Annotated in this window: 13 protein-coding genes; 3 read left to right on the forward strand and 10 right to left on the reverse strand. The window is 39.9% G+C overall.

Annotated features, from left to right (window positions below):
• Positions 1 to 56: 56 nt before the first annotated feature.
• A complete protein-coding gene (locus IEZ33_RS14745) occupies positions 57 to 677 on the reverse strand; it encodes a BamJ family beta-barrel-assembly machinery protein (protein ID WP_191600783.1) in 621 nt (206 codons plus the stop codon).
• Positions 678 to 911: 234 nt separating this feature from the next.
• On the opposite strand from IEZ33_RS14745, the gene IEZ33_RS14750 reads away from it, so the two are divergent.
• Both IEZ33_RS14750 and IEZ33_RS14755 read left to right on the forward strand, forming a co-directional pair.
• Positions 912 to 1,394 carry a universal stress protein gene (locus IEZ33_RS14750; protein ID WP_191600784.1) on the forward strand — a complete coding sequence of 161 codons (483 nt, stop codon included), beginning with the start codon at positions 912 to 914 and terminating at the stop codon, positions 1,392 to 1,394.
• A gap of 82 nt (positions 1,395 to 1,476) precedes the next feature.
• Entirely contained in the window at positions 1,477 to 3,414 is a 1,938-nt protein-coding gene (locus tag IEZ33_RS14755; protein ID WP_191600785.1) for a DNA topoisomerase III, read from the forward strand.
• A 71-nt stretch (positions 3,415 to 3,485) separates the two neighbouring features.
• Here the strand turns inward: IEZ33_RS14755 and IEZ33_RS14760 are convergent, their stop codons facing one another.
• The 6 genes from IEZ33_RS14760 to IEZ33_RS14785 all read right to left on the reverse strand — a co-directional run bounded on the left by IEZ33_RS14760 (position 3,486) and on the right by IEZ33_RS14785 (position 10,656).
• A complete protein-coding gene (locus IEZ33_RS14760) occupies positions 3,486 to 4,106 on the reverse strand; it encodes a LysE family translocator (RefSeq protein WP_191600786.1) in 621 nt (206 codons plus the stop codon).
• Positions 4,107 to 4,168: 62 nt separating this feature from the next.
• Positions 4,169 to 4,945 (reverse strand): hypothetical protein, encoded by a 777-nt coding sequence (locus IEZ33_RS14765; RefSeq protein WP_191600787.1) that lies wholly within the window; start codon positions 4,943 to 4,945, stop codon positions 4,169 to 4,171.
• A 69-nt stretch (positions 4,946 to 5,014) separates the two neighbouring features.
• Complete coding sequence (locus IEZ33_RS14770) at positions 5,015 to 5,719, reverse strand: hypothetical protein (RefSeq protein ID WP_191600788.1); 705 nt, start codon at positions 5,717 to 5,719, stop codon at positions 5,015 to 5,017.
• 157 nt (positions 5,720 to 5,876) lie between these two features.
• A complete protein-coding gene (locus IEZ33_RS14775; protein ID WP_191600789.1) occupies positions 5,877 to 7,454 on the reverse strand; it encodes an inorganic phosphate transporter in 1,578 nt (525 codons plus the stop codon).
• 262 nt (positions 7,455 to 7,716) lie between these two features.
• Positions 7,717 to 9,099, reverse strand: coding sequence for an L-serine ammonia-lyase (locus IEZ33_RS14780; protein WP_191600790.1), 1,383 nt, complete (start codon positions 9,097 to 9,099; stop codon positions 7,717 to 7,719).
• Between the two features lie 336 nt (positions 9,100 to 9,435).
• Entirely contained in the window at positions 9,436 to 10,656 is a 1,221-nt protein-coding gene (locus IEZ33_RS14785; RefSeq protein ID WP_191600791.1) for an MFS transporter, read from the reverse strand.
• A 254-nt stretch (positions 10,657 to 10,910) separates the two neighbouring features.
• Between IEZ33_RS14785 and IEZ33_RS14790 the strand changes: the two genes are divergently transcribed.
• Positions 10,911 to 11,840, forward strand: coding sequence for an adenosylmethionine decarboxylase (locus IEZ33_RS14790; protein ID WP_191603663.1), 930 nt, complete (start codon positions 10,911 to 10,913; stop codon positions 11,838 to 11,840).
• A gap of 80 nt (positions 11,841 to 11,920) precedes the next feature.
• Here IEZ33_RS14790 and zapE read toward each other — a convergent pair whose 3' ends face one another.
• The 3 genes from zapE to IEZ33_RS14805 all read right to left on the reverse strand — a co-directional run bounded on the left by zapE (position 11,921) and on the right by IEZ33_RS14805 (position 16,643).
• Positions 11,921 to 13,060, reverse strand: coding sequence for a cell division protein ZapE (zapE, locus tag IEZ33_RS14795; protein ID WP_191600792.1), 1,140 nt, complete (start codon positions 13,058 to 13,060; stop codon positions 11,921 to 11,923).
• Between the two features lie 107 nt (positions 13,061 to 13,167).
• Positions 13,168 to 14,058, reverse strand: coding sequence for a transglutaminase family protein (locus IEZ33_RS14800; protein ID WP_191600793.1), 891 nt, complete (start codon positions 14,056 to 14,058; stop codon positions 13,168 to 13,170).
• Positions 14,055 to 16,643, reverse strand: coding sequence for a circularly permuted type 2 ATP-grasp protein (locus IEZ33_RS14805; RefSeq protein WP_191600794.1), 2,589 nt, complete (start codon positions 16,641 to 16,643; stop codon positions 14,055 to 14,057). Before IEZ33_RS14805 ends, IEZ33_RS14800 begins: the two co-directional genes overlap by 4 nt.
• Positions 16,644 to 16,649: the final 6 nt, after the last annotated feature.

The following is a 16,649-nucleotide window of genomic DNA, read 5'->3' on the forward strand; positions in this document are numbered from 1 at the left end:
ACGGGCCAATAAAAAGCCCGTTTTTTTATTCATTGATATTTTACTGTTTTGTAAAATTAAACAACAGCAATCAATTCAACATCAAATACCAATACAGAGAAAGGCTTAATCATCGCACCAGCGCCTTGTGCACCGTAGGCAAGTTCTGCAGGAATAGTAAGACGGTATTTAGCGCCTTCTTTCATCATTTGCAATGCTTCAGTCCAACCAGCAATCACGCCTGTTACTGGGAACTCAATTGGCTCACCACGAGCAATTGAGCTATCAAAAACCTGTCCATCAATTAAACGACCTTCATAATGAACGCGCACGGTTGAAGACGTTTCTGGTGTTGCACCAGTACCTTCTTCAAGAACTTCATACTGAAGACCGCTGTCTGTTACTTGAACACCGTCTTTGGCTTTGTTTTCTACTAAGAAAGCGTCGCCTGCTTTGACTGTTTCTTCAGAAGCGGCCTTTTGCTTTTCTTCCATATCAGCTTGAAGAGAGGCAAATGCCGCTTCTAATTCTTCACCAGGAACGCGCATCTCAGCGCCATTCAACGAATCTTCAATGGCCGCAAAAAGGTGCTCCAATGAAATCTCACCAAGGTCACTTCCGCTTAATTGATCACCAATTTGACGACCAATACCATAACCAATTTTTGCTGCGTTTGTGTCGAATGACAACTCTGACATAGTCCATACTCTCTTTTATAAGTGTGATATTAAATTTAAGGGCGACATCATAACATAGACGTTTTCTTCTTCCGACCCAAGATTTACCGTCAGCACTAAAGAAACATAGTCCAAACAAAAAAATGACTCAATTATAAAACATTGATGTGCATCAGAGGGTTTATTTGTGAATAACATAGAATAAACCTAAGTAACCCACGTTATATCGCCTTAAAGTACATCTAGGAGAATAGTATGCTAACGAAAATAAAGACCATTATTTATGCCTGCGATCTAGAAGGTAAAGCACAAGAAGCCATGAGCCTAGCCATGAATATGGCACTGCAAAACCAAGCAAAATTAATTATGGTACATGTTTTGAATCCTGTTACGCCGCAAACAGAAAACATGATTCAGAATTACCTCCAGGCGGATGTTCTGCAACGCCTTAGAGAAGACGCCATTAACAATACAAAAGAGAAAATGCACTCTCAATTAGAAACATTTTTAAATGAAAACAGCGAAGAGCTAAAAGAGCTTACTCACAAACCAGAATACATTACCGTCAGCGGCCTTCCCTATGAAGCCATTCAAAATACCGCAAAAGACTATAAAGCGGACATGATAGTAATGAACAGTCGTACCCATTCAAAACTTGGACAAATGATGCTTGGGTCCACCGCAAACAAGGTGATTCATCAAAGTAACATCCCTGTTTTAGTTGTTCCTATTCGATAATGTAGGGCAAGTAATTTAACACTGGCATCAAGCCATAATCATGTATACACTTTACTGTATATAAAACCAGTAAAGTGTATACATGATCTTATATATTGCAGAAAAACCCAGTGTTGGTCGCGCCGTCGCAGATGTGTTACCAAAACCCCACCAAAAAGGAGACGGTTATATTAGAGTCGCTAATGGCGACACTGTAACTTGGTGCATTGGACATTTATTAGAGCAAGCGGAACCTGAGGCCTATAACAGTGATTATAAAAAATGGCGTAAAGAAGATCTGCCTATTATTCCAGAAAAATGGAAGCATCAGGTAAAACCTCAAACAAAAAAGCAATTTTCTGTCGTTAAAAAACTGATTAATGAAGCGGACTTATTAGTCAATATGGGAGACCCTGACCGAGTAGGCCAAATATTAGTCGATGAAGTCATTAACTACGCCGGTGTCAGCAAAACAAAACGCGAGTCAACAAAGCGCTGCCTCATCAGCGACCTTAACCCCGCCGCTATTAAGAAGTCATTAAATAATTTACGCAACAATACAGACTTTATTCCTCTTGCCACATCTGCTCTAGCGCGTGCGCGTGCCGATTGGTTATATGGTATTAATATGACACGTTTATGCACCTTGCAAGGTCAACGCTCAGGTTATAACGGCGTCTTATCCATTGGCCGTGTTCAAACCCCGGTATTAGGATTAGTCGTTCATCGAGATCAAGAAATAGCTCGCTTTATTTCTAAACCTTTTTATGATGTTTTTGTCCTCTTAGAAACCACTAATGGTGAACAATACCAAGCCAAATGGAAACCCAGTGAAGCCTGCTCTCCCTACATGGATGAAGAAGGTAGAGTCTTATCCAAAAAGTTAGTTGGAAACGTATTAGAGAGAGTTTCTAATCAAGTAGGCCGTGTAACTCGGGTAAACACGGATAAGAAAAAACAACCAGCACCATTGCCCTATAATTTATCCACATTACAGATAGAGGCCTCAAAACGCTTTAACTTAAATGCTCAGGAAACACTGGATACCTGCCAACAACTCTACGAACGACACAAGCTCATAACCTACCCTCGATCCGATTGCCGTTACCTACCGATAGGCCATCTAGAAGATAAACATCGAGTAACACAATCCATTAAAGAAACCTGCCCAGCATTAAACGAAGCCGTCGAAAACGCCAACCTAAAACGAAAAAGCAAAGCGTGGAACGATTCAAAAGTAAGTGCTCACCACGCTATTATTCCCACGTCCAAATCGATGGATCCCAATAGACTCACAAAAAATGAAAAGTGTGTTTATGAGCTGATATCAAGACAGTATTTAATCCAGTTTTATCCGGATTTCGAATACGCTGAAAAACAAATTGATCATGATGTGGCAGGAGGCCTGTTTATTGCCAAGCAAAAAGATATTTTACACCAAGGATGGAAGGCATTATTTCCTTCTAAAAAGGCAGAAGAAAAAGAGAATGCGTTCTCAGAGAAGAATTTGCCAGCCGTCTCCCAAGGTGACCAAGTAACTTGTCTTAATGGGAGAATTGACGAAAAAAACACCAGCCCGCCAAAACACTTCACGGATGCCACCTTGCTTTCAGCGATGACAGGGATTGCCCGTTATGTACAGGACATCGAAATCAAAAAAGTTCTCAGGGAGACGGATGGACTCGGTACAGAAGCCACGCGAGCAGGCATTATTGAGCTGCTGTTTAAGCGTCAATTTTTGACAAAAAAAGGCAAAGAAATACATTCAACCGACGTTGGTCGACAACTGATAAACAGTTTACCATCTCAAATGGTGTTACCAGATATGACGGCACACTGGGAGTCTCAACTGGAAGCCATCAGTGATAAAAGAATGAATTACGCCCAATTTATGCAGCCCCTAACCAATGGACTGACAACGCTGATTAGTCAAGTTGGCGAAGTCACCTTTTCAGGCATGAGTGGCATGGGGAAGAAATTCACCAGCAGAAAGCGCAAAACACCAAGGAAAAACACAAGAAGTCAAAAAGCCAATACCTAGACTGATTAATATGACAGATTCTTAATTCAAGACCAGCCTCTTATAAGAGTAAAAATGTAGCACTTATAATACTACCCAATGGCCAGCCAGATACCCACTCCTAGCATTAAAGAGCCGGCGATGCGATTCATCAATCGGACGTTACCACTTTGCTGTAGCAAGGTTCTTAAAGTTCGCCCTCCAGTCGCATAAATCAACAGACAGAGAAACTCTAACGATAAAATGATCGCAACAAGCACACTTAATTGACTGAACAATGACTGTTCTGTTGTGAGAAAGGGTGGCAATAAAGCCACAAAAAAAGCCCAGCCTTTTGGGTTAGCAATGGCGGTCATAAACCCTTGACTGGCTAACTCAAAACGAGAAGCGGGTGTACTTTCCGAATCGGATGACTTAATTGCCATTTTGCCTTTGGAGCGCCACATCTGAATACCAATATAGGCTAAATAGGCACCCCCTACATATTTAAAAACGACAAATGCACTTGGGTAGTTAAGCAATAAGGCCGCAACGCCTATTGCAGAAGAAATAGCGACTAAACCAACACCACACAACTCACCAAACATCATCCACAAAGCGCGCTTAACGCCAATCGTCATTCCCATGGTCATGGCTAAGGTCATACACATACCAGGCGTGATAGAAACGAAAAAAAATGTCGGTATAAAAACGGAAAGTAATGATAAATTCACAGGTGTTCCAAATAAAAAAGCAATATTAAATTAATAATAAATCAAAGTATTACAATAACCTATTAAAAATATTTTTTCTTTTCAAAATCATCCTTGCCAATAAACTTATTCCACTCATCATCTGCGTCCTCCTCCTCCTCATCGTCACCCATTAGCTCTTCTTCTTGCTTTTGAAGTAATAAATCACTCTCTATTTCATCAACGTAGCCTTGAAATTTTTTACGAGCTTCATCCGCTTCAGGCACTTCTTTAATGGGCTCAAGCTCACTAACCGCTTCCTTATATAATTCAATAGCATCTTCAAACTTATTCATTAAAAAAGCTTGGCGAGCCAAATAACCTTTATGATCGGCACTGACTTTATACCTGAAAAATGACAGTAGAGTTTTATATTTGAACGCTGAGTCAGAATCAATTTTTTTCTGTTCTTTCGATGTGTTTAAAAAATTATCAAACGAATCAAATAAGCGCTTCAACTCCATCACCTGTAATTCATCATTAACAGCACGCGCTTTTCTTTTTTGTTTGCTTTCTTGAAACTCTTGCATTTCTTGAGCGGCATGAGACCGCCTACGCTTCAAAGATTCATCAGGTTGCAAAGATAAGAGCTCATCAAAAACAGAAACAAGACAAGAAAACAGCCAAAGCCTTAAATCCTTTGGCTGATATTGGGGAGGAAAATCATCAAGGTATCGACGAATCTGTCTAGCTTGGTTATTTAAAAGTGATGCTTTACGCAGTTTTTCAAGACGCGCCTGCTCTTTCATTTGCAACATGATTACAAAACCAATAAAACCACCAAAAAGTGCAAGTAGAACAATTATGGTAATTGTCGTCATAAATCTGTCCAAAAGTTACATTAGTCAAAAATTTAAATGAAATTTATTTAAGAACCTGCGTTTTAATAATTAACGCTCATTGATCTGTTGAACATTTTGATTGATATGCAACTGTTTTTCCACCTGCTGAATAGATCTTGTAATTGTCTTTATTAGATCATCACAAGCCACCAATAAATTAATTTTTTCTGCGTCCGTTAAAGCCGTTCGATAATGTTCTAAAGCAGACGCTTTTTTATCCATATCTAAAAGATCATCACCTTGTTTCATTAATATATCGATTTTTGCTAATGCGTGACAATAGCGAATTTTCTCTAAATAGTCTTTTGCACTGGCTCTATCTATTTGCCTGAGCTCAGTTTGGCGTTTAATAAATGTGGGGATTTTCAACAGAGCATGTTGCACTTGCTCTAATCGCCCAGCCGTAACTACTTTTTCATCTGAAGCAATGTAAGTATCAGAATATATTTCTTCGAATAAAAGGGTCATTTCTTTTTTGTAACTTAATTGCTCCATAGTGAACGGATGGTTTGCTAGTTTAGTATAGCCATTAACAATGTAAGTCAGTAGCATTGACTTTAACTCTATCGGTAAGTATCGATCAGGTAGAATTCTCACGGCATTCGATAACTTATCACAAATGAGCAGCAATTCCTCTTCCGCCTTTAATCTAGCTAGGCTTCTAACTTGATGATCACGATATAAAAGATACCCTACAAACAAACAAAAAACTAAAATAAACAACCATACTAGGTAAGGAACCAAAGAAGCCATAAATTAAATAATACCAATTAAACACATTATTTGATTTAGTATAAAAAAATTTATCAATAAATCACTGGAAATATCTTTTTCTAATAAAAAAAGCCAGTGCAGAACGGCTACACTGGCTTTAAAAATACAATACTCTTACGTTAGTTACAAACTATGATTAGAGATTACTCATACTAAAACCAAGTAACATGTAAAAAATCATAGCCGATAAAATAGCTGAAGTCGGAACCGTAATGATCCACGCAGCGGCAATTTTCAGTAGTGCTGATCGTTTCACCAGCTCTTGCTTGGTCGCCTTCTTCAAACCTTTGCGCTCACGTTTAGAAATCGGAGAGTTATCCGCCAAACCTTTCAATTCACGCAATAACGCCCTTTTCTCTTCGACAGAAGCGGATTCAAACCGAGTAACGAACTCGTTCGTCTGGACGGCATCATGTCCAGCGTCTTCCGAATGAGAAATAATAGCCGCAATCTTTTTGTTATAAGACGCTTTTACATACTCACGTAAAAAACCAACGCCAAAAATCCCACCAACCGCTATATGAGTTGAACTAACAGGAAGTCCTAATTGAGAAGCAATAATCACAGTAATCGCGGCCGCCATTGCAATACAAAATGCTCGGACTTTATCCAATTCTGTTATTTCAGATCCGACTGTTTTTATTAATTTTGGTCCGTATAGCGCTAGCCCAACAGCAATACCTAAACCACCAACAAGCATAATCCATAATGGTATCGCGGCTTTAGAAGACACATGCCCCGTCATTAAGGCATCATTAATGGCCGCTAATGGCCCGATTGCATTAGCAACATCATTGGCACCGTGAGCAAAACTCAACAGAGCCGCTGAAATTATTAATGGAATAGTAAACAAATCATTTACTGAGTTCTTAGTATTTTTCAAGTTATCAGCCGCTTTTTCAATAAAAGGACGCACTAAAAAATAAGCAACGATTGCAATACCAAAACCAACCATAGCGGCTGTGACAATATCCGCTTTCCAAAGTTTCTTGAGTCCTTTCATTATCAAGTAAGTTGAGAAAGCCCACACCATTAATGCAATCAATAAAGGCACAACTTTACGCGCCGCGGCAATCATATCCGTTTGATAGGTAACGCTGCGTTTTATATAGATTAAAAAAGATGCGGCTATGACGCCGCCAAATAATGGTGAGATAACCCAACTCGCAGCAATCGCCGCCATTTGCCCCCAGTTCGCAATATCCCAACCGCCAGCGGCGATGCCAGCACCAAGAACGCCACCCACAATTGAGTGTGTGGTAGAAACAGGAGCCCCGACATAAGTGGCTAAGTTCAACCATAATGCCCCAGCAAGTAATGCGGCCATCATAACCCAGATAAAAGTTTCCGCATCAGCAATTGCATTCGGATTAATAATGCCTTTCTTAATAGTGCCAACAACACTACCACCTGCAATCAACGCACCAGCTGCTTCAAAAATAGCCGCAATCAATATTGCCCCCGTCATCGATAACGCCTTTGAGCCCACTGCAGGACCAACATTATTTGCCACATCATTCGCGCCAATATTCAAGGCCATATAAGCACCAATTGCGGCTGCGATAGCAAGAATAGAAACATTGGACACGGCCGCGCCATTCGAACTTGCATACAAGCCAACAACGATAACAAAAGCAATAGCAATCACTAAACGAATTGTGTCTGAAAAGCCAAAGTTTGAGGAATTCACCTTTTGGTTTTTTGAAGGGTCCATACGGTCTCTACTATTTTTGAGGTTGAAATGTATTCAGGCTTGAAACTAACGACTAGTTTCGTTTACAGCACATCCAAGCCGCACCTGAAATTCATAAATCTGCTACAATTTCGTCATAAAACTGTAAAAACGGCGCCATTCTACTATGAGCAAACAGATATAAAAACCCTTAAAACTTTAACTTTTGTAAGGACGCTTCCTTACCTCTCTAACGATTGGTTTAAAAAGCAAAGATTACTTTGTATAACAAGATATTAACCAATTAACATTCAATCACATTAACCGCTAGCCCACCCCGTGACGTTTCCTTATATTTTTCATTCATGTCCATACCCGTGTCTTTCATCGTTTTAATCACTTTATCTAAAGAAACATAATGAGAGCCATTTCCTCTCAACGCCATGGAAGCTGAATTGATCGCTTTTACAGATGCCATGGCATTTCTTTCTATACAAGGCACTTGAACCAAACCACCAATAGGATCACACGTAAGACCTAAATTATGCTCCATACCGATTTCCGCTGCATTTTCAATTTGCTCAGGGGTTCCCCCGGTCGCCGCCGCTAAGCCAGCTGCCGCCATAGCACAAGCCGAGCCCACTTCTCCCTGACAACCCACCTCGGCACCCGATATTGACGCATTCTTCTTAAAAAGCATGCCTATAGCCGCCGCTGTCAACATAAAATTAACAATGCCCTGTTCACTTGAACGTGGGCAAAATTCCCAATAATAATGCAACACGGCTGGAATAATGCCCGCCGCCCCATTTGTTGGAGCTGTTACGACACGACCTCCACCAGCATTTTCTTCATTTACGGCCAGGGCGTACAAATTTACCCAATCCATCGCCCCCAAAGATGGGGTAATCATATCCATCCGGTTTTTATTACTAAGATCAGCAAAGAGCTTTGCTGCACGTCGTTTTACCTTCAGACCGCCAGGTAAAATCCCTTCGTTTAATTTGCCATTTTCAACGCATTCTTGCATTACTCGCCAGATACGTAAAATACCTTCCTTTATTTCAGCTTCAGTACGCCATACTTTTTCATTTTCCAACATAATCTCCGCCATACTTAAATTATGTTGTTCACACAGGGATAAAAGCTCTTTTGCACTATTGAACTCATACGGAAATTTTATATTTTCTTCAACAAGTTCGACCTCACCCTGAGCATTTTCTTGCACGATAAAGCCACCCCCTACTGAATAGTAGGTTTTTTCTGCAATTAAATTCAGCTCATTATTAAAAGCACGTAAAGTCATACCATTGGCGTGAAAATCAAGGCGTTTGACTTTGTGATAAATTAAGTCTGTTTCTGGGTTAAAGGTAAGAGGTTTAACGCCCAACAAAGCTAATACATTCGTTGCGCTAATATGTTCAATGCGCGAACTTACAGATTTAGGTTCAATGCTCTCTGGCCATTCCCCCTCAAGCCCCATTAATACAGCCGTACCAGTACCATGACCTTTTCCCGTTGCGCCTAAAGAACCATAGAGTTCACATTCAATTCGAGACACATTATCGAAAAGTTTTTCGTTTGAAAGAAACTGAGCAAATTTATTTGCGGCTACCATTGGACCCACAGTATGAGAGCTTGAAGGACCAATACCAATTTTAAACAGGTCAAATAAACTTATTGCCATGATGCGATCTCACTTAAATCTGCTGAATATGAAAAACTGTAGATGCCATACTCAAGTTACCCACAAAACTTTTAGGAAGGTGTTCGCCTTTCCTAAAAAGGAAATAAGTTTCCAATTGGAAACTTATTTCATTCTCACACAGAATTTTCTATATTGACAATTCTTTTTTTGATTTTTTATTACACAATTCAAAAACGACAAAAACGATACCTGAACGCGTCATAATTGAGAATAAATAGAAACACGCCTTTCACGTCACCCTAGCCATATTTAGTCTGAGCTCATTTTCTGTAAAAGAACAGCAGGATAGATGCCTTAATTAGAACACCGATAAAGTTACGCGGCTTTATGATGAATTCTCACTTTAAAATACAAAAAAGCGACGAATAATATAAGATAAGCAACACCAAGGAATACAAATGGGATAACCGCATTCACCTGATACAAAGAAGCCATTAATATGGGTCCAGATGCCCCACCTAGACCTTGGAGAGACGCATTCACACTCGCTAATCGGCTCTGTTCTTCATTTTTAGCTAAAACAGTTTGAGCCGTTATAACCCCAGGAAATAAGAAACCACTACAAATTCCAAATAACCCCATCGCGAGAACCACCCCAAAATAAGATGGCATTGTGATAAAACAAATCTGGGTCACTAACGCAAAAAAAACACCCAAATAAATTAACCGAGTCGGCCCAAGTTCAAATCTAGGTACTAACACCATCTGCACTAGAATACTCATCAGTGACATGACCATCATGGCATAACCTAATTGGGTTGTGGTTTCTACAGCGTTCCATCCAAATCGGTCTTGTAATAAGAACCCCATTATTTGTTGAATGCCCGTTATCCCCAAAATAACCAACGTCGACATCATCAAAAATGGCAGCGCCGGATGCTTAAACCAATTAATGGCTTTTGGTTTGGTCATCACTTTTACATGGGTGGTATCTTTTACGATGAAAAAGACAAGAAAAAAAAGTAACACAGCAAAGACAGCAATTAAATAAAAGGGGGCCGTTAAACTGATGCTACTCGCAAAAGACGCCAGTGCAGGGCCTAAAATCATTCCAATACTAAAAGAAGCACCAATGGATGCGATGGTAGAACTTCGTTTGTTAGGATCACCATGAAGCACTAAATAAGTCTGAATCGCAGGAACAATACCAGAAATACCTAAACCAAACACAACCCGCAAACAAATCAGAATATAATAGGAAGCCTCAGCCGATACATGTTGTGATAATGCCTGCTGTAATATGAAGCCGGTAAAACCTAACGTTACGACATAGGAAGTCATCCCAATAAGTATGGATCTCATCCTTCCTATTCGAGCGATTATCCCCCCCCAAAGAAACGCCCCCAGTACGAAAAAAATAGCACCTACTGTGATCACACTACTAATGCGCACGTCAGAAAGGCCTATCTCTCGTCCAATTGGAGGTAAAGAAGTGAAAATAAAAGACTGGCCGATACCAACAGACGTCAAGCAAGCCAGTAATATGATACGTGACGCTTTTCCTGCAATAACGTTTCTTTCATTTAAGCCCGACATTTTAATCCTTTTAAAATCAACAGATATCAATAGTTTTGTAAATAATATATAGTTTGTTTACAAAACGATACAATATTTTAGTCACTATTAAAAACAGTTGATTGTCTTAACACTTGATAAGTTAAAGGCATACATTTACGTTTTTTAATACTTTTCCTTTCTCGATTTTAGCATTTACGGCTACAATACAAACCTTAATGAAATTGATGCAAATGCCGTGCTTAAGGTACAGTAAATGGAGGGTAAAAGATTTGATGTTCTTTGAAGGTTCGGAAAAAAAAGTAGAGGTGGTTGTAGCTGATAATGCCCCCTCTCTCCGCTCTCTAGGCCAACCCTTTTGGGAAAAAATGGTCGCTAAATGCAATGCGACAATTCTTTCAAGTATTTCCAATGAAAAATGCGATGCGTATTTATTGTCCGAATCCAGTTTATTTGTATGGGAACACCACTTTGTCATGCTGACATGCGGTACAACGACATTAGTCGAATCCGTAAAAACATTTATGGATATTTTTGAAAAAGAACAAATATTATCCGTTATTTTCCAGCGCAAAAACGAGTATCAATCACACCTCCAAAAGTCTTCTTTTGCTGAAGACATAAGTGCTCTGCAAAAAAGGATGTCAGGCGTTGCGTATCAACTAGGCAACTTAGACACTCATCATAACTATATCTATCACTTAGATAAGCCTTATGTCCCTGATGACAATGATTATACTTACGAATTATTGATGTATCATATTCAAGGGCCTGTTGCGAACTACCTTAGAAGTGAAGAGCAGGACGCTCAAACAATTCGCACACTCATGAATTTTGAAGAAATTCTTCCGGGTTTTGAAATAAACGATTTTGTGTTTGAGCCCTTTGGTTATTCAATGAATGCGCTTAAAGAAGGGTTTTATGCAACCATGCACATTACCCCTCAAGAAGAAAGTTCCTACGTTAGTTTTGAAACCAACCTTGATTTAGCCAATGAACACACCGAGATCTTTAATAAACTGATCTCGATTCTGCAGCCAGGAAGCTTTGATATTATCAGCTTTAATGGCATTCCTAATGTGGAGGCTCAAAACCATCTACTCATGAACCAAGTTAACGAGCCTTTATCATGCGGTTACACCATGAGGTTCTATGAATACATGCAAAAACAAGAAAAAGCACTTCGTGCCTACAAATTAAAATAATCGATTCAACAACAAGGTCAACCGAGCAATATAAAAAGCCTTTGGTTGACCTTGGTTTAATACTACTATTTAACGTCTATTTATAACTTTACTAAATACGATTGGGTTTGCATCTCTGTTATACGGCTAAGCGTTCTTCTAAACTCAAATTGCAAAGCACCATTACAATAAAGCAGATCAAGCAATACTGTCGCTTGAAAATACATCACAACTCTTTGATCATAACATTCGTCTACCAAGCTAATAAAACGTCTCACGGCATCATCATTTATACCCAAGTTTACTTTCCTCGCCCCTGTAACACCTGAACCAACAGCACCATCTTCTACCCCTCGAGCTTTAATACGCTCATAAGGTTCACTGCTTAATTCAGGGATATTAGAAATTATAAGATGACGATATTGTTTTGCTATCTCGATATAGTCAGTAGGAGATCGAGGACTGTCGCAAAGATCGACGAAACGGAACCACACTGATACGTCAGAACGTGCCTGAACAGGAATATTTCTCCCGTTAATATAGACGTCTTTAGCTATAAAATCGTCCGGCATAAATAAAGATGAAATTACTGCTTGAAATTCAGGGCCTTGATCAAGGAAATAAACGGGTTGATCAAGTGGAAAGCGGTAACGATAATCCACCAATCCAGATAGTTCAAAACAATATAAATAGTTACTTAACAACGCGATTGTGGGCTTAAAGCGTTCTTTTTGCAGTTGGTTTTGAAACAAATGAGTAATAGGAATATTTGAAGTAGCAACCAAGAAAACTTTATTCTCAAACAACGCTCTTATTATCCCTCCAAGTAACATGGCATCAGCAATATCTGAAACGAAAAACTCATCAAAGCAAATAACCTTTACCTCTTTAGACAATCTTTTTGCAATGACTTTCAAGGGATCACTTACACCTTGAGTAGCGTTTAATTCCTTATGCAAATCTGACATAAAATGATGAAAATGCAGACGCTTCCCCACCCCCTCAGGTAAAGACTGGTAAAACAAATTCATTAATAATGTTTTGCCTCTTCCAACCTGCCCCCACATATAAACACCAAGCGAGCCACTGAATGGGTCAACAGACTGTGTTGTAAGATGTGAAGGCGCCGTCAGTTTTTCAAATAAACGATCAAGCGCCACTAAAGAACTTTGCTGACTTTCATCATAAGAAATTATTTCTTGTTGTATCAGGCTATTATATTTTTCACTTGGTGGGGTCATACAAATCACTTAACAATGCGAACAGTTAAATCAAATTACAACAAAATGCAAAAAGCCTGTAGAAAAAGGTTTTTTTACCACAGGCTTTTCGAACTGAATCAAAAAAATTAACCTGTAGAGGCGAGCCTTTGAACATCTACAGAAACGGATAAGAACTGCCCTTCTCCACCATCAAAAATCACACCTTGCAAAGGTGTTACATCTGAATAATCTCTTCCCCAAGCGGTAACCAAGTGCTGAGTCGTGGGCATTACATCGTTAGTAGGGTCAAATTCTACCCACCCTAAATCAGGCAAAAACACGGCAAACCAAGCATGGGAAGCGTCTGCACCGATTAACTTATCCTCACCTGGAGGAGGTAATGTTTCAAGGTATCCACTAACGTAACGGGTAGGAAAACCTAGAGACCTCAAACACCCAATGGCTAGATGAGCAAAGTCCTGACATACTCCACTCTTTAGCTTTAACACCTGATCAAGCGGTGTCGCTACCGTAGTCACATTAGGATCAAATTTAAACTCTGTAAAAATCTTATTTGTAAAGTTTCGAAGCGCCTGCAGCAAAGGCACATCGTCTTGAAAAACCTCGCGAGCGTAGGCGGCCAAAGGTTCTGAAGCACGAATCATAGGAGAATCCAATAGAAACTCCCTTGCTTCTAAAAAGTCAGGGTCCTGAGACGTTATAATCTGCTCTAAATACTCTTTACAGGTTGGTCCTTGCGTTAAGATTGGTAAAACGACATTGGTCGCAATATCAAGCTCACTAACAACATCAATTAACAATTTTTTATGAGCGTCTTGCACTGAGAAGTAAAAAGACTTATTGCCAAAATAATCTTTTCTTTCCTGCTGACTAATCGGCTCTGGCGTTATTTGAATAGAACTTTTTAAGCACTGCTGAGTCAACGTATCCCTCGGCATCAAATGTGCAACGTTATAACACAATGAGACAGGGGTAACGTATTTATACTCTGTTAGATGACGAACACGGTACTTCATACATCATTTCCCCATTCAGTGCTCACCAATTTTTGTGGGCCACTTGTCTTGTGATCAAAATACTTATCACTGATTTTTGAGGTAAATAACTCTAGATTTTCCTGTAGTTCCATCATTAAGTGATTCAAGTTCTCTCGTTGATTCGTCACCGGCTCAACTATCGAAAGCGTTTCCAGATTGGACAGTTGAATATCATTTAATGATCGAATAATAATGCGCACTTCCGCACTCATCTCTCTCAAAGAGGTTTTACTTCTCGGTAAATCACTTACCAATAAACGTAATTGATCAATTTGATAGAATAAAGATCTTGGGTTTGTTTCGTCTAGCATTAATAAATCTAATCCATATTCGACTTCTACTTGAGTACGATATCTTCTTCTAAAAGAAATTAACGCTTCAACACTTAATAAAACCGATTCAAGTACTTGCTGCTGATTCAATTGCGATAGAGAGTCCGTTAAAGTCGATCTCAATAAAGTAGCCGTTTGAATCGCCCTTTCTGTCCTTCTGCCAATCTCTTGAAACTTCCAGTCTATTCCTCTGAGCATACTTTCGTGATTAAGACCTGATAAGGCCAAGAGAGACGTAACTAAATTATCTAATGACTCTTCGGGAGCTTCTGGTAGTCCATTAATATAAGCACGATCAACTTCAAAGAGATAATCCCTAAGATTGTTGATGATTTTACGCGTATCGGCGGACAGCATTTCTTTAATTTCTTCTGCGCACGTCAGCAAAGATAATAAATTTGATTTAACAGACCCGACTCTTGACGCATCAGAAACAATAGCCACAAACTCAGATTCAGGATCGTCTAATAGGGCCCCAGATTCTTCGCAGAACCCAGGAATACAGCCCGTTTGAATAGAAACCGCTTTAAATAAAACGTCACGACACTCTTTTGGTAAAGTATCAACGCCGTTCATTTGTGAGAACACAGTCCTTAATAAACGCATTGTCATTTCAGCACGCTCAGCATACCGTCCCATCCAAAATAAATTCTCAACCACTCGACTAGGTAAGTTGGAATGATGGATACCTTGTGGAGACTCCTGTTTATGCAGTAGAGTGAAATCATTCCTTACATCACTTGACATGACCCAGGTATCTTTACTCATCGACCCATTGTAATTTGTCACAATGGTGTCGTTTTCCCCTGCACACACTCTCGTCAAGCCACCAGACATGACAGTGTAGCTATCCTCACTTGAAACGGTAAAAGTTCGTAAGATAGAGGGCCTCGAACAAATCTGGTTGTTTTGCCAAGCTGGAGTATGTGAGGCCGCCAAATAACTTTGAGCCGTGTAACGATGAGGGGCACTTTTAATTCGCTGTAGAAGCTGTTGAGACTCGGCATCGGATAACTGCCTACCGTACACACTTGGCGCAGCAGCACTTCTAATGGCTGGCTTTATAATGAGATTACTGAGGTTTTCTTTTACAAACGAAAAATCATCCGTATCACCGCACCACCAAGTTTCAACAGACGGCATAGATAAATCATGCCCAAAGAAGTACTGGCTTATTTTTGGTAAATATTTTAACAACGCAGGGGTTTCAAGTATGCCAGACCCTAAAGGGTTCGCCATAACAACATTACCAGAGCGAATGACTTCTAAAATGCCAGGAACACCGAGAAAAGAATCAGACCTTAATTCAGCCTGGTCGCAAAATGCGTCATCAACTCGACGAAGAATAACATCGACTTTCTCTAACCCTTGTAACGATTTTAACCATACATGACCATTACGAACAGTTAAGTCTCGGCCTTGTACAAGTGAATAACCAAGATAGTTTGCTAATAGAGCTTGTTCGAAGTAAGAACTGCTGTAAGCGCCCGAGGTCATTATGACAACTCGTGGATCATCTGTTTTGTCGATAACCAGATTCGCCAACATATTACGCAATGCCTTAAAGAAGTACGACAACCGGTGGACATCACTTTCACGAAACAGGCTCGGCATAACCCTAGAAAGCACGGTTCTATTCTCCAGTGCATAACCCGTGCCGCTAGGCGCTTGAGTACGATCCCCAATAACACAAAAGCGACCATCCTGTGTCCGCACCATGTCTGCAGCATGCAAAAGTAAATTATGGCTACCTGGCACGTTCATGTCTTGGCAAGCACGGAGGAATCCAGGATGACCATAAATGACTTCTGGTGGAATCACGCCTTGCTTAATTAAATTTCGTGGCCCGTAAATGTCTTTTAATATCAAATCAAACAACATTGACCTTTCAATTAAAGATGTTTCAATTGTCCGCCAATCTGTATCATTCAAAATAAAGGGGATTGGATCCAACCCCCAAATTTTAGGCGACATCGGCTCAGCCGCTAGATTATAGGTTGCCCCATCATCCCTAAGTATCCTCTGAGCACGACGCTCTCTATCACTTAAACCGTCCTTTCCAAGCGATGAAACGCTCTCAAACAAATGTTGCCAATGAGGACGAGCCGTTCGGTTATTTGTAAATGCTTCATCGTAGGTCCCCTCTGAAAGAGGGTACCATGATGAATCAACCTTACTTTTGTTCGTCTCATTAGGCTCTGAAGGAGAGCCAGATTGTGATTGTATTTGCATAGCTTG

It is taken from the genome of Marinomonas algicola (assembly GCF_014805825.1).
In the GTDB taxonomy this organism is placed as follows: domain Bacteria; phylum Pseudomonadota; class Gammaproteobacteria; order Pseudomonadales; family Marinomonadaceae; genus Marinomonas; species Marinomonas algicola.